Annotated in this window: 17 protein-coding genes and 1 tRNA gene; 7 read left to right on the top strand and 11 right to left on the bottom strand. The window is 49.0% G+C overall.

Annotation, left to right across the window (positions count from 1 at the left end; genetic code table 11):
• Positions 1-13: 13 nt before the first annotated feature.
• Positions 14-2,035, bottom strand: a complete 2,022-nt coding sequence (locus BN1044_RS20745) for an oxidoreductase (protein WP_072310263.1) — start codon at positions 2,033-2,035, stop codon at positions 14-16.
• 315 nt (positions 2,036-2,350) lie between these two features.
• Here BN1044_RS20745 and BN1044_RS20740 point away from each other — a divergent pair, with 315 nt between their 5' ends.
• A complete protein-coding gene (locus BN1044_RS20740) occupies positions 2,351-2,965 on the top strand; it encodes a Fic/DOC family protein (protein WP_072310262.1) in 615 nt (204 codons plus the stop codon).
• Here BN1044_RS20740 and BN1044_RS23480 read toward each other — a convergent pair.
• On the bottom strand, positions 2,962-3,120 hold the full coding sequence (locus tag BN1044_RS23480) for a hypothetical protein (protein ID WP_139130983.1): 159 nt from the start codon (positions 3,118-3,120) through the stop codon (positions 2,962-2,964). The genes BN1044_RS20740 and BN1044_RS23480 overlap by 4 nt on opposite strands.
• Positions 3,121-3,326: 206 nt before the next feature.
• On the opposite strand from BN1044_RS23480, the gene BN1044_RS20735 reads away from it, so the two are divergent.
• On the top strand, positions 3,327-3,854 hold the full coding sequence (locus BN1044_RS20735; protein ID WP_072310280.1) for an isochorismatase family protein: 528 nt from the start codon (positions 3,327-3,329) through the stop codon (positions 3,852-3,854).
• 87 nt (positions 3,855-3,941) lie between these two features.
• On the opposite strand, the gene BN1044_RS20730 is transcribed toward BN1044_RS20735, so the two are convergent.
• Positions 3,942-4,017: transfer RNA gene (locus BN1044_RS20730), tRNA-Ile, on the bottom strand.
• Positions 4,018-4,156: 139 nt separating this feature from the next.
• Between BN1044_RS20730 and mug the strand changes: the two genes are divergently transcribed.
• Positions 4,157-4,654, top strand: a complete 498-nt coding sequence (gene mug, locus BN1044_RS20725) for a G/U mismatch-specific DNA glycosylase (RefSeq protein ID WP_072310261.1) — start codon at positions 4,157-4,159, stop codon at positions 4,652-4,654.
• Positions 4,655-4,723: 69 nt separating this feature from the next.
• Here mug and rpoD read toward each other — a convergent pair whose 3' ends face one another.
• The 3 genes from rpoD to rpsU form a co-directional block, all read right to left on the bottom strand.
• On the bottom strand, positions 4,724-6,556 hold the full coding sequence (rpoD, locus tag BN1044_RS20720) for an RNA polymerase sigma factor RpoD (protein WP_025799013.1): 1,833 nt from the start codon (positions 6,554-6,556) through the stop codon (positions 4,724-4,726).
• Between the two features lie 259 nt (positions 6,557-6,815).
• Positions 6,816-8,564 (bottom strand): DNA primase, encoded by a 1,749-nt coding sequence (gene dnaG, locus BN1044_RS20715; RefSeq protein WP_072310260.1) that lies wholly within the window; start codon positions 8,562-8,564, stop codon positions 6,816-6,818.
• A gap of 214 nt (positions 8,565-8,778) precedes the next feature.
• Positions 8,779-8,994 (bottom strand): 30S ribosomal protein S21, encoded by a 216-nt coding sequence (gene rpsU, locus BN1044_RS20710; protein WP_001144069.1) that lies wholly within the window; start codon positions 8,992-8,994, stop codon positions 8,779-8,781.
• Between the two features lie 267 nt (positions 8,995-9,261).
• Here rpsU and tsaD point away from each other — a divergent pair, with 267 nt between their 5' ends.
• Complete coding sequence (gene tsaD / locus BN1044_RS20705; protein WP_025799017.1) at positions 9,262-10,275, top strand: tRNA (adenosine(37)-N6)-threonylcarbamoyltransferase complex transferase subunit TsaD; 1,014 nt, start codon at positions 9,262-9,264, stop codon at positions 10,273-10,275.
• A gap of 46 nt (positions 10,276-10,321) precedes the next feature.
• Here tsaD and plsY read toward each other — a convergent pair whose 3' ends face one another.
• The gene (plsY, locus tag BN1044_RS20700; protein WP_072310259.1) at positions 10,322-10,978 is read right to left on the bottom strand and encodes a glycerol-3-phosphate 1-O-acyltransferase PlsY; all 657 of its coding nucleotides are present in this window, start codon (positions 10,976-10,978) and stop codon (positions 10,322-10,324) included.
• A 228-nt stretch (positions 10,979-11,206) separates the two neighbouring features.
• On the opposite strand from plsY, the gene folB reads away from it, so the two are divergent.
• Together folB and bacA are read left to right on the top strand one after the other, a co-directional pair.
• The gene (gene folB / locus BN1044_RS20695) at positions 11,207-11,563 is read left to right on the top strand and encodes a bifunctional dihydroneopterin aldolase/7,8-dihydroneopterin epimerase (RefSeq protein WP_072310258.1); all 357 of its coding nucleotides are present in this window, start codon (positions 11,207-11,209) and stop codon (positions 11,561-11,563) included.
• Positions 11,564-11,700: 137 nt separating this feature from the next.
• Positions 11,701-12,519 carry an undecaprenyl-diphosphate phosphatase gene (gene bacA / locus BN1044_RS20690; protein WP_043490814.1) on the top strand — a complete coding sequence of 273 codons (819 nt, stop codon included), beginning with the start codon at positions 11,701-11,703 and terminating at the stop codon, positions 12,517-12,519.
• A 59-nt stretch (positions 12,520-12,578) separates the two neighbouring features.
• Here the strand turns inward: bacA and BN1044_RS20685 are convergent, their stop codons facing one another.
• From BN1044_RS20685 to BN1044_RS20670, 4 genes are all read right to left on the bottom strand, one after another.
• Entirely contained in the window at positions 12,579-13,826 is a 1,248-nt protein-coding gene (locus BN1044_RS20685) for a multifunctional CCA addition/repair protein (protein WP_072310257.1), read from the bottom strand.
• A gap of 177 nt (positions 13,827-14,003) precedes the next feature.
• Positions 14,004-14,621: a TIGR04211 family SH3 domain-containing protein gene (locus BN1044_RS20680; RefSeq protein WP_072310256.1), complete on the bottom strand. Its 618-nt coding sequence runs from the start codon at positions 14,619-14,621 to the stop codon at positions 14,004-14,006.
• 220 nt (positions 14,622-14,841) lie between these two features.
• The gene (locus tag BN1044_RS20675; RefSeq protein WP_072310255.1) at positions 14,842-16,107 is read right to left on the bottom strand and encodes an inorganic phosphate transporter; all 1,266 of its coding nucleotides are present in this window, start codon (positions 16,105-16,107) and stop codon (positions 14,842-14,844) included.
• Between the two features lie 53 nt (positions 16,108-16,160).
• The gene (locus BN1044_RS20670; protein ID WP_072310254.1) at positions 16,161-16,841 is read right to left on the bottom strand and encodes a TIGR00153 family protein; all 681 of its coding nucleotides are present in this window, start codon (positions 16,839-16,841) and stop codon (positions 16,161-16,163) included.
• Positions 16,842-16,999: 158 nt separating this feature from the next.
• Between BN1044_RS20670 and BN1044_RS20665 the strand changes: the two genes are divergently transcribed.
• Entirely contained in the window at positions 17,000-18,322 is a 1,323-nt protein-coding gene (locus BN1044_RS20665) for a CYTH domain-containing protein (RefSeq protein ID WP_072310279.1), read from the top strand.
• The last annotated feature ends 15 nt before the right edge of the window (positions 18,323-18,337 follow it).

Genomic DNA, 18,337 nt, shown 5'->3' with positions numbered 1-18,337 from the left:
CGAATAGATGCGTTTAGATTGCTAGCGCAAGTCGGGTTCCTTTGTCTATCGCACGCCGAGCATCGAGCTCGCGAGCGACATCAGCACCGCCAATCAAATGTACGGTTTTACCCATCTTCTGCAACGGTGCCAGTAACGCCTGTTGCGATTCTTGCCCAGCACAAATAACGATGTTGTCTACCGGCAGACATTCAATGTGTCCATCGCGCATCAGATGCAGGCCTTGTTCATCAATATGATGATAATGGGCTCCGTTTATCATCGTCACGCCGCGTTTTTGCAAACTGGCACGATGTATCCATCCGGTTGTTTTTCCGAGTCCTTCGCCCACTTTGCTGGTTTTACGCTGCAGTAAATAGATTTTGCGTGGGCTATGCGGGGAATTCATTCCGCCTGCGGCTAACCCTCCGCGTTGTTTTAACTGTAGATCGATGCCCCATTCTTCGGCAAAGGCGACGCTGTTTAGGCTGGTGGATTGACCGTATTGGCTGAGGTATTCGGCGGTATCAAAACCAATGCCGCCAGCGCCAATAATGGCCACACGTTTACCCACCGGAAGTTTGTCACGTAAAACCTGTGCATAGCTCAGCACGTGGGGCATATCGCCACCGGGTAAATCTAAATAGCGCGGGATAATTCCCGTAGCCAAAATAACTTCATCGAATTCAGCCAGATCTTGAGCCTCAACGCGCTGACCTAGCCGCTGTTGGATATTATGAATAATTAACAAGCGCTTAAAATAGCGTAGCGTTTCATGAAACTCTTCTTTGCCGGGGATCTGCTTGGCGATATTAAACTGGCCACCGATCTGATTGTCCGCCTCAAACAGCGTGACGTGATGACCTCGCTGTGCCGCCGTGGTCGCGAATGCTAAACCGGCAGGACCCGCTCCCACCACGGCAAGGCGCTTAGGTTTTTCTGCGGCGGTAAGCACGAGCTCGGTTTCATGGCAGGCACGCGGGTTGACCAGACATGATGTGAGTTTGTGCTCGAAAATTTGATCAAGACAGGCCTGATTACAGCCGATGCAAACATTGATTTCATCGACGCGGCCGCTGGCCGTTTTTTGCACAAATTCCGGATCGGCTAAAAACGGACGCGCCATAGACACCATATCGGCGCATCCGTCCGCCAGCACGGCTTCAGCGACGTCGGGGTGGTTAATTCTATTGGTGGTGATAAGAGGGATGGAAACCTTCCCCATCAAGCGACGTGTGACCCAGCTAAATCCCGCACGTGGCACCATGGTTGCGATGGTAGGAATACGCGCTTCATGCCAGCCAATACCGGTGTTGATCAGCGTCGCACCTGCATGCTCCACTTGGATCGCCAACTGTTCAATCTCTTTCCAATCAGAGCCTTCCTCAACCAGATCCAGCATCGATAGGCGATAAATGATGATGAACTCTTGCCCAACGGCGGCACGCACGCGGCGAACACATTCCACGGCAAAACGCATACGGCGCATGAAATCGCCACCCCAATCGTCGTCGCGTTGGTTAGTTCTGGCGGCAAGAAACTGGTTAATCAAATAGCCTTCAGAGCCCATGATTTCAACGCCGTCATATCCCGCGTGCTGCGCCAAACGCGCGCACTGGGCGAAGTCAGACAGCGTTTGCTGAATCATGTCTTCGCTCATTTCTATCGGCGGGTAAGGATTGATTGGTGCCTGTATGGCTGAGGGCGCGTGGGGCTGCGGTTGATAGCTGTAGCGGCCTGTATGAAGAATTTGCAGCGCTATTTTCCCGCCGGCCTGATGTACAGCGCTGGTGATAATTTTATGATGCGGGATCTGATTTTCGTGATCCAATACGGAAGCACCAGCGTGCACCACGCCATGCTGATTTGGCGCAATGCCTCCCGTCACAATCAACCCAACACCGGCCCGAGCTCGCTCAGCGTAAAACTCAGCCAAACGCCGGCTGCCATCAGGATGTTCCTCTAGTCCTGTGTGCATCGATCCCATCAGGACGCGATTTTTTAAGGTAGTAAACCCGAGATCTAATGGTGCGAGCAGATGAGAGTAGTGATTCATTCGGGCTTTCCTTGTTAGCACAGGCTGAAGCAGTAGTTTCTGGTCGGATGAGTTTTTTAAATCTAGTCTCTCTGTGGGGCTTTGAAAGCAATATGTTAATGAACTGTGATTTACCGCAACATTGTGCTGACGGAAAGCTGAGAAGCGTGACTTAGTTTGGATAATGAAGGGGGATATTTTCTGGGTTTACTGTTTATCAAAGTATCGAACTTAATAGCAATATGCCCATTTATCATCAATGTTTTCAGCTGCTCTATGCGGCAAAGTTTAAGCATAAAAACAAAGCGGTGGATTTGTTTAGGTGGAGGTAAGTGCTTGTCTAAATATGAACTTAATTCATCAGAGGAGCTGTATCAGTCTGGCTCTGGTAATTTGATATTAGCGAATAAGCTAGGGATTACTGATGCAGAGGAAATGGAGGCGTTGGAGTCTGGGCTACTGTTGATGTTGTATGAGCAACTATTTATCGAAGGCCAGCCGCCTGCTCTGCTGGTTTTTAGCCATATTCGTAAGTGGCATCGACAATGGCTAGGGAATGTGTACGACTGGGCAGGAAGGTTGCGTAACGTTAATCTGACTAAAGGTGGCTTTCAATTTGCTGCTGCCAATAGAATTCCGCTGCTGCTTGCAGACTTTGATAAACGGTTTCTCACAAGGAGTGGCGAGTTGAAGGTTTTGCCGCGCCCAGAGCTGGTGAGCTATCTGGCTAGATGTCACGTAGAATTTATTTTGATACATCCATTTAGGGAAGGTAACGGGCGCCTGTCTAGATTGCTTTGCGACGTGCTATCGGTTCTGGCGGGAAAAAGTTTACTGGATTACAGCTTATGGGATGAACATAAGGCGTTTTACTTCAAGGCCATTCAGGCGGGTATATCGGGGAACTATTGCCCTATGATGCAACTGGTGAGTGATGTCTTGCCAGATTAACGGGCTAGGCCAACGGCTTTGGCTTGTGCATGATTTTGTTTGAGTTCTTGTTCAATTTTTTGTACAGCAACGCCTGTTTCTATTGCTGTTGAACTGGCTACGGCACGGTATATTTGATCCTTTGTGATCTGGCTTTGCGCTGAATTTTTTGTCATTTTGAAATCCTCATTGTTTCAGCTTTGATTCTAGTTTGGTTGGAGGGTGCTAGCAAGGCTATTAATAGCTATAGACATCTCTAAGTCTTGCATTCCAGAATGGGCCAGATAGGCAGCAAATAAGCTCATTTCAATCAATGTTTTCAGCTGCTTTATGCGGCAAACTTCCTGTTCCACTTGCCTTTGCTAACTTAGGAATCTTTATGCTGCGAGTTTTATTAGTTATTGATATGCAAAATGGTGTTTTTGTAAATCCACGTTTTGATCGCGCAGGCCGAGTGGAGAAGATCAACCAACTATCGCAAGCGGCAGGTCGGGTTATTTTCATTCGTCATCAAGGAAATGATATGCCGGAAAACAGCCCTGAATGGATGCTATTGCCTGAATTAAACCAGCCCGAAAATAGTCTTTATGTCGAAAAGACAGCCTGCGATGCTTTCTACCAAACCTCACTGGCTGATGAACTCGCCAAAATCAAAGCAACGCACATTACGATTTGCGGCTGTGCGACCGACTACTGCGTGGATACGACAATAAAAGTTGCGGCTAGCAACGGATATAAAGTGACTGTTGCCGCTGATGCTCACACCACCGCCAATCGCGGTCCGCTAAAAGCAGAGCAGTTGATTCAGCATTATAACGATGTATGGGCAAACCTTATTATTCCTGGCAATGATGTCAGAGTGAAAAGTACCCTGAGTATTTTGCAAGAATGGTGTGAAGGAAATAGCTGAAGGGACACTTTTGCGACACTTTTCTTCAGAAACAAAAAAGCCACTTCGCAAGAAGTGGCCTAAATGACTGAATCTAAAACTAAAATTTGGTGGCCCCTGCTGGACTTGAACCAGCGACCAAGCGATTATGAGTCGCCTGCTCTAACCACTGAGCTAAGGGGCCGAGTGGCGGGGATTATAGAGTAAAAGCGGGCATGAGATCCAGTAGCTTTGTGGCGGTTGCAGCTTTTTTGAGCATAGCTAGATCGTTGTAATTTCTGTAAGATCTTAGTCATTCATAAATTGAATAGGATGTAAGACAGATGCTTCAGGACATAATAGCTCCCGACCTTCGTGTTATTTTTTGTGGGATCAACCCGGGATTAAGTTCGGCGCATCAGGGATTCCATTTTGCTAATCCGACAAATCGCTTCTGGAAAGTCATTCATTTAGCTGGATTCACCCAGCGCCAGCTGGCTCCACAGGATGAGCAGCATCTGCTGGATACCGGCTGTGGTATCACTGCGTTAGTTTCTCGTCCCACCGTCACGGCTGCGGAAGTTACGCGCGCAGAGCTACGTGCAGGCGGTGACGCGCTTGAGCAAAAGATCTTGCGCTATCAGCCCCAATCTATCGCTATCCTTGGTAAGCAGGCGTACACGCAGGCATTCGGCATTCGAAAGGTGGAGTGGGGGCGCCAAGAGAAGATGATTGGGAAAACCCAAATTTGGGTGCTGCCAAACCCGAGTGGCCTGAGCCGTATCACCGTTGATGAACTGGTGGCGAGCTATCGGGTTCTCAATGATGCACTTGGTCGATAAACGATGATGTTGATGCAATAAAAAACCCGCACGAGGCGGGTTTTTGTTTTTAACGCGATGTGGAAGAAATTAATCGTCCAAGAAGCTACGCAATACTTCAGAACGGCTTGGGTGGCGCAGTTTGCGCAGTGCCTTCGCTTCGATCTGACGAATACGCTCACGGGTAACGTCGAACTGTTTACCCACTTCTTCCAGAGTATGGTCAGTATTCATATCGATACCGAAACGCATACGCAGGACTTTAGCTTCACGCGCGGTCAGACCAGACAGGACGTCACGCGTTGCAGAACGCAGGCTCTCGGAAGTTGCAGAGTCCAGCGGCAATTCAAGCGTGGTATCTTCAATGAAGTCGCCCAGATGTGAATCTTCATCATCACCGATTGGGGTTTCCATTGAGATCGGCTCTTTTGCAATTTTCAGCACTTTGCGGATCTTGTCTTCTGGCATCATCATGCGTTCAGCCAGCTCTTCCGGCGTCGGCTCACGGCCCATCTCTTGCAGCATCTGGCGGGAAATACGGTTGAGTTTGTTAATGGTCTCAATCATATGTACCGGGATACGGATGGTACGCGCCTGGTCCGCGATAGAACGGGTAATCGCCTGACGGATCCACCATGTTGCATAGGTGGAGAACTTGTAACCACGGCGATATTCAAACTTATCAACCGCTTTCATCAAACCGATGTTACCTTCCTGAATCAGATCCAGGAACTGAAGGCCACGGTTGGTGTATTTCTTCGCGATAGAAATAACCAGACGTAAGTTCGCCTCAACCATCTCTTTCTTCGCACGGCGCGCTTTAGCTTCGCCGATAGACATACGACGGTTGATGTCTTTAACCTGCTCGATGGTCAGACCGGTTTCTTCTTCGATCTGATGCAGTTTTTGCAGGCTACGTTCAACGTCTTCACGTACGTCTTTCAGCTTCTCGCCCCATGGCTTAGCCATAGCCAGCGCTGCTTCGAACCAAGTAGTGTTGGTTTCGTTGCCGGTGAATAGGGTGATGAAGTTTTTCTTCGGCATTTTGCTCTGTTCAACACACAGCTTCATGATCAGGCGTTCTTGCGTACGAACGCGATCCATCATCTGACGCATGTTGTTGACCAGATAGTCAAACTGCTTAGGCACTAAACGGAACTGTTTGAAAACTTCAGAAAGATTCAGGATCTCTTCTGCTGCTTTCGCGTGGCTGCGGCCATGAGTTTTGATCGCTACACGTGTTTTTTCATACTGTTCACGCAGTTCAGAGAATTTCTGACGCGCCAGTTCAGGGTCGATGCTGTTGTCATCTTCGCTGTCGTCGTCTTCGTCTTCTTCTTCATCGTCGTCATTCAGATCTTCTGAAGAGAGTTCAGAACCGACGTTGGTCGCGGTTGGCGCCAAATCTTCTTCTGCGTTAGGGTCGACAAAACCGGTAATGATATCGGACAGACGAGCTTCTTCTGCCTCTACACGGTCATACTGTTCAAGCAGGTAGGTAATTGCTTCCGGGTACTCGGCAACAGAACACTGAACCTGATTGATACCGTCTTCGATACGTTTAGCGATGTCGATTTCGCCTTCACGGGTCAGAAGTTCAACGGTACCCATTTCACGCATATACATGCGGACGGGGTCAGTCGTGCGGCCGATCTCGGATTCTACGCTTGATAATACCTGCACAGCGGCTTCGGCAGCATCTTCGTCAGCAATGTTTTCTGCCAGCATCAAATCATCGGCGTCAGGTGCTTCTTCCATCACCTGAATACCCATGTCATTAATCATCTGGATGATGTCTTCGATCTGGTCGGAGTCGACGATATCTTCCGGCAGATGGTCATTGACCTCAGCATAGGTCAGGTAGCCTTGCTCCTTGCCCTTGGTAACAAGAAGTTTTAGCTGTGACTGCGGGTTTTGCTCCATAAGACGGTATCCACACTTCAGAGTTTAAATCGGTGTTGGGCAGCAGAACCGCCAACAATAACTGACACGGGTTTTTTTCATTGCGCGCCGCTCCCCGGTATTGCGGCATTATACGGGGGCTTGTCCCCGCTTTTCATCGGCACTTAAGCCGTAATTCAGTTTTTAATCGCTAACTCAATGCGCTGTCGGTTTGGGAAGTGTTTGCCATTCCTCATTCACACTGGGTAGTACGATTAAAATAAATAGATAATTGTGGTGATTAACTCTTTTTTGCCAATGCTTGGTTGAGTGCCCATAGTTCTCGTCGTTGATCGGCGTTTAAGCCTTGGGTTCGATCCAACGCGATGAGTTCTTCCTGACGTTGTTCGAGCATGGAGTCATACAGACTGCCTAATGTATCGACGAACGTTTGGTGAACCATGTCCTCAATAACCATGTGGTTCCAAGTTGCTAAGGTTTCAAGCTGTTGAGCATATTTATTATCACGGTATAGCTCAATCAACTGACCCGTTGTTAACCCGGGCTGCGCTAGGCAGGTTTCAACCAATTCTATAAATAATGGCAATCCAGGCAGTTGATGTTCCCTTAAACCTTCAAGCGTAGGGACTTCAGCCGCCAATGATGGATTTTGTACCAGTAATCCTATAAGTATACGCATAGTCGTGCGTTTTAGCTGAGGCTGCTGGTAACTATTTGCTGACTCGGCCTGCCGTGGTAGCAGCTTATCAAGCTGACTGTCATCGAGAATGCCTAACTTCTGACCTAAAAACTGCCGTAGGTACAACCTTAGGGTTTCACCTGGGATCTGTCCAATTAGCGGCAAGGCCAGAGCACTCAGCTTAGTACGCCCATCGGGAGTACTCAAATCGACCTGCGGCATCAGCGTATCAAATAAGAATGCTGACAGCGGCTGGGCCTGCTCAATACGTTGTTCAAATGCTGCGGTGCCTTCTTTGCGCACCAGCGTATCCGGGTCTTCACCATCGGGCAGGAACATAAACTTCAACTGCCGACCATCGGATAAAAACGGCAGCGCGGTTTCCAGCGCTCGCCATGCGGCTTCACGTCCGGCGTTATCGCCGTCGTAGCAGCACACCACGGTATCTGTGGTGCGGAACATCAGTTGAATGTGCTCAGATGTCGTTGAGGTTCCCAGCGAAGCAACGGCATAATCAATGCCGAACTGCGCGAGTGCCACCACATCCATATAGCCTTCAACGACCAGCAATTTAGCCAACTCTGGATGGCGTTGCTGTGCTTCATATAGGCCGAAAAGCTGGCGGCCTTTATGGAAAATATCTGTTTCGGGGGAGTTTAAGTATTTTGGCGTACCATCACCCAAGATACGGCCACCGAAAGCAATAACGCGTCCACGCCTATCGCGGATAGGGAACATCACGCGGTCGCGGAAGCGGTCGTACGTTCGACCATTGTCATTATTAACCAGCATTCCGGCATCATTAAGCGCTGTGCGGCTTGCGAGATCGCGTCCAAAGCGTTTAAGCGCGTTATCCCAGCCCGGCGGTGCATAGCCGATAGCAAAGTGGTCGATGATTTCCTGGCTCAGTCCGCGCTGCATTAAATATTGCTGCGCCGATTGGCTGCTTGGTTGACGTAAAGCCTGCTGATAAAAAGTGCTCAGGCTATTCATCAGCTGATATAAATTTTGACGCTGGTGACGCTCAATCTGGCTTGGACCGGTTCCTGCTTCGTAAGGAATTTCCAAACCTGCCATAGTTGCCAACTCTTCAACGCTTTCAACAAACTCAAGTCTGTCGTAGTTCATCAAGAAGTCGATGGCGTTACCATGGGCACCACAGCCAAAGCAGTGGTAAAACTGTTTGTCCGCGTTCACGGTGAATGAAGGGGTTTTTTCGTTATGGAATGGACAGCAGGCATGATAGTTCTTGCCCTGCTTTTTTAACTTCACACGCGCATCGACCAGATCGACAATATCGGTCCGAGCTAGCAAGTCATTTATGAATACACGTGGGATTCGTCCTGCCATAAGCCCTTACATTTAGTCTGTTTGCGCGACTGCAAAAACCGCCAGCAGCGTTGACAATTTTTCAGCCTATAAACGAGAACAAGCCGCGCATTCCTTTCGGAAGGCACGGCCTTCGTATGTTACTGCACATCAAAATAGAGCTACTTAAAACACTACTCCGACAGACAACAACATGGTCTGTGGACCATTTGTTGGGGCTTTCACCCCGAACAAACTAGTACAGACGGGTGCGACGTGCGTTTTCGCGAGCCAGTTTCTTGGCGTGACGTTTTACTGCAGACGCTTTTGCGCGTTTACGTTCGGTAGTCGGTTTTTCATAGAATTCACGACGACGAACTTCAGCTAAAACGCCCGCTTTTTCGCATGAACGTTTGAAGCGACGCAGAGCTACGTCGAACGGCTCGTTTTCACGTACTTTAATTACCGGCATGTGCCTCTCACCTCGATATAAATCGGTCTTTTCGCTGACCTAGTGTCAGCTGTTCAAAAATGGTGCGGAATTTTAATCCGAACAGCACCGCTTTGTAAAGCAATGATGCGCTAATGTCCACAGGATTCTGACTATCAAGTTGTTACACCAAGGATAGCAGGTGGTTTTTAGTCGGTTAATTTGCCACAGCACGAAAGCGGAACAGTATAGCTGAATTGTGCTATTATGCGCCACCTTAGTTGTTGGAGAAAAGTTGTTGGAGCCGCCATGCGCATTCTGGGCATCGAAACATCCTGTGATGAAACCGGTATCGCCATTTATGACGATGAACAAGGTATTTTGGCTAACCAGTTGTATAGCCAGATAAAACTACATGCTGATTACGGTGGCGTTGTCCCTGAACTGGCATCTCGCGACCATGTGCGCAAAACAATTCCCCTGATTCAGGCCGCCTTAAAAGAAGCTAATTTAACGGCAAAAGATCTCGATGGCGTAGCCTATACCGCAGGTCCAGGTCTTGTTGGAGCTTTATTGGTGGGTGCAACCGTTGGGCGTGCGTTGGCTTTTGCGTGGGATTTACCTGCGGTTCCTGTTCATCACATGGAAGGCCATTTGCTGGCGCCGATGCTGGAAGATAATCCGCCAGAGTTTCCTTTCGTTGCACTATTAGTTTCAGGTGGTCATACCCAGCTGATTAGCGTCACCGGTATGGGCCAGTATGAATTACTGGGCGAATCCATTGACGACGCGGCTGGCGAAGCGTTTGATAAAACAGCCAAACTTCTTGGACTAGATTATCCTGGCGGTCCGATGCTGTCGAAAATGGCACAGCAGGGCGAAGCTGGGCGCTTTGTTTTCCCGCGTCCAATGACCGATCGTCCTGGACTTGATTTCAGCTTCTCCGGTTTGAAAACATTTGCGGCAAATACGATTCGTAACAATGAATCTGATGATCAAACCCGTGCCGATATTGCCCGTGCATTCGAAGACGCCGTGGTGGATACGTTGGCGATTAAGTGCAAACGCGCCTTAGAGCAAACCGGTTTCAAGCGTTTGGTTATGGCAGGTGGCGTGAGCGCTAACCGTACTTTGCGTGCTCGCTTAGCTGAGATGATGAAAAAACGCGGTGGCGAAGTCTTTTATGCACGTCCTGAGTTTTGCACCGATAATGGTGCGATGATCGCTTACGCTGGCTTGGTACGTTTGAAAAGCGGTGTGAATGCAGATTTAAGTGTTTCGGTTCGCCCGCGTTGGCCCTTGGCTGAACTGCCTGCGGTGTAATCCCAAAAATAAACATAAAAATGGCGACCTCAGGGTCGCCATTTTGCTATTTGTCGCTCGATTTTTCTTCCTGAATTTCTTCAGTTGCTGCGTTAGCGGCTTTTTTGCGGTTCTTGAGCTTCTTCCAAATCTTGGTTTCTTGTCCGCGCCACAGGCGCTGAATATTGTCGTGATGGCGCATCAAAATTAAGCAGGAAAGCATCGCCACTGGGAACGTAAACTGTGGCTTGAACCACCATACGTAAAACGGAGCAACCAGTGCGCTGACGATAGCGCCTAATGAGGAGTATCCACTCAGCAGAACGGTAAGTAGCCATGTCACCGTCATTAGACCGGTGAGATCCCAGCCAATTGGCGCGATGGCACCGAACGCCGTCGCCACGCCTTTTCCGCCACGAAAATGGAAGAACACCGGATAGATGTGGCCTAAGCAGGCCGCAATAGCGGTTAAACCGAGATAAAGCGGGGCAACATCAAACTTATAGGCGAGCCAAACCGGCAACATGCCTTTCAGCACATCAAAAATCAGTACCGCGGCGGCTGCGGCTTTACCGCCAATGCGTAACACATTGGTGGCTCCTGGATTTCCAGAGCCGTTCTCACGAGGATCGGGCAAGCCTGCGATTCGGCAGACCATAATAGCGCTGGAAATGGAGCCACACAGATACGCGAGAATAATCATGCCTAACGCAGTCGCACTCATAACTCAGCTCCGTCTTATGTTGTTTTGTCCCCGTCACCCTTCAAGTTACCGTTGCGATGTCTATACTCTTCGCTTGCCGTTTTCTGAACTCGAATGATTTAGGGTATATATCAAAAGATATAAAAGGGTATAAAGGGCAAGGGTCGTTTTAACAACCATATCTGTGGATAATACGCACATTCAAACAGAAGTGGTATCCAACCAAAGGCAAAAACAGAGAATCACGTGATGGACATCGTATTTATTGAAGAATTAACCGTCATCACCACAATTGGTGTTTATGACTGGGAACAAACCATTCGCCAGAAGCTAGTATTCGACGTTGAGCTGGCGTGGGATAACCGCAAAGCGGCGTTGAGCGATGATGTGTCAGACTGCCTTAGCTATGCTGACGTGAGTGAGGCTATCATTAAGCATGTTGAACCCAACCAGTTTGCGCTGGTTGAGCGCGTGGCTGAAGAAGTGGCGATGATGCTGATGGATAAATTTAATAGTCCTTGGGTTCGCATCAAAGTCAGCAAGCCGGGCGCCGTGGCGCATGCGAAAAGTGTCGGCGTGCAGATTGAGCGTGGGAAGCGGGTTTAATCAATCAGCTCAATGAGACTTTAATGTCACATTGGCGAAACTTTATTGAATTACCTTAGTCACAGTCATACTTCATATTTGACGCTATTGCGTCACTTTTTTGCGTGCGTAGCGCTTTTGAAAAGGGTAGTACTTTTATGGATCTGCATTTGCTGATCAATGCATTTATTCTTGGGGTTGTTGAAGGTGTTACAGAGTTTCTGCCGGTATCATCGACGGGGCATATGATTATCGTCGGGCACTGGCTTGGGTTTGAAGGCGATAAGGCAAAGACCTTTGAAGTCATCATCCAACTAGGCTCGATTTTGGCGGTTGTGGTGATGTTCTGGCGTCGTCTGTTTGGCCTGATTGGCATTCATTTTGGTCAGCCTCCGGTGCATGAGGGCAAAACCCAAGGACATCTGACATTAGGCCATATCCTGCTTGCGATGATCCCTGCGGTAGTCTTGGGGCTGGTGTTCCACGATGCGATAAAAACCCTGTTTGCGCCACGAACCGTAGTGTATGCGTTGGTCGTCGGTGGTTTCCTACTGCTGGCAGCGGAATGGCTTAAACCAAAGCAGCCTCGCGCGGTTGGGCTCGACGATATTACCTACCGTCAGGCATTTATGATTGGCTGTTTTCAGTGTTTGGCTCTTTGGCCGGGATTCTCTCGCTCTGGTGCGACCATTTCAGGCGGGATGTTGATGGGCGTGAGCCGCTTTGCAGCGTCTGAGTTCTCATTCATTTTGGCGGTGCCAATGATGATGGGTGCCACCGCGTTAGAGCTGTATAAGAGCTTGCCGTTCCTGTCTATGGCTGACTTACCGATGTTTGCGGTTGGTTTTGTTACGGCGTTTATTGTGGCATTAATTGCGATTAAAACGTTCTTGAGCGTGATTAAACGGATCTCTTTTGTTCCCTTCGCGATTTACCGCTTTATCGTTGCCGCAGTGGTTTACATGGTATTCCTGTAAACAGTACGCTGAGCAATGAAAAAAGGCCTTGGTTTTTACCGAGGCCTTTTTTGTGGGTGTTAATCGCGGTTTTCTTCCGGTGGCGAGACTTCTTGCTTCCACTCTTTGAGCGCGTTTAAGCGGCGCTGTTGCAGTTCCTCACGAATTTGCGGTCCTTTGAAACCGGCATCGACAACTTCTCGAACAGATACGCTTTCCGCCACTTTGCAGGCCGCACGCAGATAATCGCCTTGAGGATAGGGATTGTTTTCAAATCCAGTACGCCCACGAGCATCGGCTTCACTGGACATAATCATTTGTTCCAAACGCTGTGGTTTGCGCCAAACGTCAATAGAATCAAATAATTTAAGCAGCGTGACCGGTCGCAACTTCTCCACGGTATGAATCAAATCGTGATATTCAGCGACGATTTTTGCCAGTTCACGAATGGCGTTGGGTACGCGTAAACGTTGGCAAAGTGCTTCAACCAATTTCACACCCGCAGGGCCGTGACCGTGGTGATGTGGCCAATACTCTGGCGGCGTTAACCCCTTGCCTAAATCATGCGTTAGCGTAGCAAACCGCACGTCAATCTCGTCGGTGAGTTCGGCGGCGATAGCTAATGCCATCAGCGTGTGAATACCCGTATCAATTTCTGGATGCCATTTTTCCGGTGCCGGCACGCCAAACAGATTATCAATTTCTGGGAACAATACGGCTAACGCACCACAGTCACGCAGCACTTGGAAATAAACCTGTGGGCTCTGCGTGATCAATGCTTTTTCTGTTTCGCGCCAAACTCGCTCAGGCGTCAGATTTTGTAGCTCATTATCCGCTGTCATCTGCGTCATCAAAGCCATTGTTTCTGGTGCGACGTGAAAGCCCAAATGAGCAAAACGAGCCGCAAAGCGCGCAACGCGCAATACACGTAGCGGATCTTCGTGAAACGCATCTGATACGTGGCGTAGAACCTTGTGGTTAAGATCGTTTAGGCCACCGTAGGGATCGATAAGCGTTCCATCAGCGCTCTCAGCCATCGCATTGATGGTGAGATCGCGGCGTAACAGGTCTTGTTCTAGGGTTACGTCGGGGGCGAAATAGGTGACAAAACCGGTATAGCCGTGGCCTGATTTTCGCTCGGTGCGTGCTAACGCATATTCTTCTCGGGATTTAGGATGCAGAAAAACGGGGAAATCTTTACCAACCTGCTGAAAACCTTGTGCCGTTAACTCTTCAGGTGTTGCACCTTCGATGACCCAATCGCGGTCATAAACGGGTAAATTCAGTCGCTTATCGCGTACGGCTCCGCCGACCAAAAAAATCTTCAAACTCACTTCCTCACAAACGCCTTTCACATTCTTCGTGATGGGATAATCCGAGAGGTGAAAGGCATAACACAGTTATTCGGATAAGATAATTTGTTAACTATAGGTTATAACAAACAGGTTACGACAAACGCGCCGCGCACTGAAATAAAAAAACGCCGCAAGCGGCGTTTTCTAAGATTAATTCATCCAACGGTCTTTTTTGCGTCGTGGAATTAAACGAGGCAAGAGTAGGCCTAGCAGCAAGCCGCCACCGGCAACGCCGCCGCCATATAAGAACCACTGCATAATGATGCCGCGCTTTTTATCATCTAACTGAGTGTTGATGGCGCTAACGCTTTTCTGTGCGCTGGAGAGCTGTTCTTTCAGCTTTTGATTTTCTGATTTTAGACCGTTGATAGTGCTATCGCTGTTGGCCACTTTTTGCTGCATTTCCGCAGTACGTTGGTTCCAGCTATTATCGATATTGGTCAGTTTGTCGGTCAGCGTTTTTACCTGTTGCTCTAATTCTGGCACGCGGCTACGTAAGCTCGGTTCAGTGCTCAGTTGCTCCATAGGTAGCCACACGGTACGGCCTTTGGCATCGCGTACCTGACCATATTTGTTGTCTGCATTAACGCCCAGTAGTTCAACTTCCTCACCCGCATTTAATGTTCCGACGATACGATACTGATTACCTGGGCCGCTGTGGACGTAGGTATTCAGCTCATCGGAAATGTAGCGCTTCTCTTCAGCGTGAGCATTCAGCGTGAAGCAGGCGGCGAGTAGTGTTAAACAAACTAAGCGAAATTTATGCATCTGATTTTCATTTTCAAGTGGGTGAAGAGACAAAATAGTACGGGGAACAGTGTGGCGACGCAATGAAAAATCCGAAATGGGAACTATCTGACTTCTAAAGCGGGTCGTTACACCTTTTGGAATGCACGGCTAAAAATTAATAGGCCTGATAATCGCTTATCAGGCCCCATGTTTCATCTGTTTATTTGGCTTTCATCGATGGTTTGACGAAAAGCACGAATTAGCCAAACAGTGCCTGCAAAATATAAAACAACACGATAGATAACCCCGCTCCCGCAGGCAGAGTAATAATCCATGAAGCCACAATGTTGCGCACTACGTTAAGATTTAACGCCGCAATACCACGAGCGAACCCCACGCCAAGCACCGCACCAACCAGCGTTTGCGTGGTGGAAATCGGTAATCCTGTTCCAGAAGCAATCACAACGGTAGACGCAGTGGCGAACTGAGCGGCAAAGCCTCGACTCGGGGTAAGATCGGTGATGCCACTGCCTACGGTTTCCATCACACGCCGTCCCATTAATGCCAACCCAACCACGATGCCTACTCCGCCCAGTGGTAATATCCACCAGACGATAGGCGACGTAGACGCGAGCGCTAAGGGATCGTGCACAATGGCGACGATGGCCGACAATGGGCCAATCGCGTTGGCGACATCGTTCGAACCGTGGGCAAACGCCATCGCACACGCGGTAATCACCATCAGCAAACTGAAGACTTTCTCTACGCCTCGGAAATGGTCTTCTTCATCGGAGTTATCGGTGAATGATTTACGCGATAGGTAGAAATAGCCACCGATCATCACTAACAGAGATAGCGCAATCGAGATAATCCATGTTTCACCGTTGGTAAGATGCAGTCCAACGTGTTTAAGGCCTTTTTTGATGGTTACCAGCAAAATAACCAAAGAGGTCAAAAACATATAAATTGGGCCATAGCGGCGTGCATTGGCGAAAGGATTATCGGTATTAAAAATTAAACGTTGGGCGCTGAGGAAAATACCGTAAGCCACCACGCCGGAAATCAGCGGAGTAATAATCCAACTGCCTACAATGCCTTTTACGCCGCCCCATTCCACGGCGTCTGGCCCAACAGAAACACAGGCAAAGCCAATAATAGCGCCAATGATGGAATGCGTTGTTGAAACTGGCCAGCCCATCATCGAGGCTACGATGAGCCAGATCCCAGCCGCCAGCAATGATGCCATCATGCCGAAAACCAGCACGTCTGGCTGTGTGCTGAAGGCGCTGGTATCAATGATGCCGTTGCGGATGGTTTGCGTGACTTCTCCACCGGCCAGATAGGCTCCGGCAAATTCAAAGATCATGGCGATAATGATCGCCTGACGGACGGTGATTGCGCGAGCGCCTACGGAGGTGCCCATAGCATTTGCAACGTCATTAGCCCCAATACCAATCGCCATCAGCAAGCCGAAAAATGCCGCGATGAAGATCAGCAAAGTGCCGTGGTCAGCAATAATTGCCATTTGTGTTAGTCCAAAATATCAAAAGATTAAAATTAACAGTGAGAAACCAATGACTACGTACGAGCTAACATAAGCTCAAGGCGTGACCCTACGCGCAGTGATTCATCGGCAAGGCTGCCGATCCATTCCATGACCTGATACAGGCACATCACATCGATAGGGTTATACTGTGGTTCGAGAGCCAACAACGCTTGGCGCAGCAAAATTTGTTGATGATCGGTATCATCTTCAATGTGGTCCAACTCCATCACCATTTGCTCAACCAGTGACGCTTCACGCCCACGGAAGCCTGTTTCTAACAGTTCATCCAGTTCGTGGATCACTTTGTTGGCCTGCGTGGTAGCATCTAAGCAGCGTTGCAAATAAACCATGAAGTCGGTTTGCATCGATTCCGGTACCATGAGACGGCGGCCGATGACTCGGCCGGCAATATCTTTAGCGCGATTAGCCAAACGATCTTGCTGAGTCACGAGATCGAGCATGTCGGTTCGAGCAACCGGTAAAAACAGCCCGCGTGGTAGCTTGAGGCGAATTTCTCGTTTCAGCGTATCAGCCTGTTTTTCTAGCATGGAGATTTGCTCACGAAGCTGTTGAGCGTTTTCCCACTGTTGTTGAGCCGTAGCTTGGAAAAATGGAATGAGCAGTGAGCAACATTGGTGCACGCTGCTGGCATGTTCCTGAAGTGGTTTCAGGGGAGACTTGGCAAACAATCCTAATATAGTATTTACTGGCATCACTCATGCACCTTTTGATGGTTTTCTGCGCAAAAGTTGTCAGAAGGGTGCGCATGTTAACTGATGTGTTTTGTGTTGCACACCATTTTTGTATTTCCGCCTGAACTTATTGATATAGTTCGGTAAAACCTTAATGTGAACCAATTATGACCGAAGCTATGAACGTCGAAATCGAACTAAAATTCATCGCTACCCCAGAAGTAGCGGAACAACTTTCTCAGCGTTTGGCTCCGTGGCCAAATGTTCATACTGCGGCGCAAAAACTCACCAATATCTATTATGAAACCGCCGATAACACCTTGCGTAGTTATGACATGGGTTTGCGCATTCGCGGATATGGCGATCGTTACGAAATGACGCTTAAAACCGCGGGCAAAACCGTGGGAGGGTTGCATCAGCGCCCTGAATTTAACGTTGATCTCAAGTCTGCCGAATTAGACATTCACCTGCTTCCTGCGGAAGTATGGCCAGAGGGCTGTGATCTTCAGGCGCTTCAAGCCGCACTTTCACCGGTGTTTAGCACGCATTTTGCACGAGAGAAGTGGGTAGTTACTTACCGTTCAAGTGAGATTGAGGTGGCGCTAGATCAGGGCGAAGTGAAAGCCGGTGAGCTTAGCGAGCCTTTATATGAAATCGAACTGGAGCTGAAATCGGGTAGTCGAGAGGATTTACTCTCTTTTGCCCAAGAACTAGCGACTGAAGGGGGCCTGCGCTTGGGTAGCCTGAGCAAAGCCGCGCGTGGCTACCACTTGGCAAAAGGTAATCCTGAACGAGAGATCGTTCCGTTAGGTATATTAAACGTTGCGCCAAAGGCTAACGTTGAACAAGGCATGAGCGATGCCTTTACCTTCGCGCTGCGCCACTGGCAGGCTAATGAAGAAGTTTGGCTGCACGGTGACCGTAAAGCCCAGAAAAGCGTGCTTGAGGCGATCGAGCTGCTGCGCCAAATTTTTGTGTTATTTGGCGGTTTAGTACCGCGCAAGGCGAGCACCGCACTGCGTGCTGGTCTCACTGAGCTAGAAGAGCAGTTAGCAACGCCGCGTCTTGACGCCAAAAAAGTCTGCTTTAGCCCGCTGTATCTGAATACCCAGTTAGCGCTTACTCGCTGGATAGCCACCGCAGAATGGCGTTCTTTCGTGACAGATAAAACGCAAACCAAGCTGAATGGCTCGTTTAAACGCTTTGCCGATATCATGCTGGGACGTACCGGTGCCGAATTGAAAGAAGCCTTCGAACATGTGCAGCACGGCGGTGAGTACCAGGACAAATATGTCCGTTTGGTTCGCCAGTTGCTGCTGTTCCATGTGCTTTCAGGGGCCTATCCTGAAGAATCTGTGGCGGAGTATTTATCTGGTTGGCAAACGCTGCAGCAGGCGATTATTCAGAAGCAAGATGCCTATATTGAATCCACGCGTAAGCATGCGATGGATCAACCCACATTCTGGTTGAATGGTACTCAAAAACCGTCCGTCAACGACTAGCTGAATAGGCTAGTT

It is taken from the genome of Hafnia alvei, assembly GCF_900095695.1.
In the GTDB taxonomy this organism is placed as follows: Bacteria; Pseudomonadota; Gammaproteobacteria; order Enterobacterales; family Enterobacteriaceae; genus Hafnia; species Hafnia alvei_B.
Note: the sequence above shows the minus strand (reverse complement) of the source record. Positions and strands in the feature narration are given on the sequence as shown.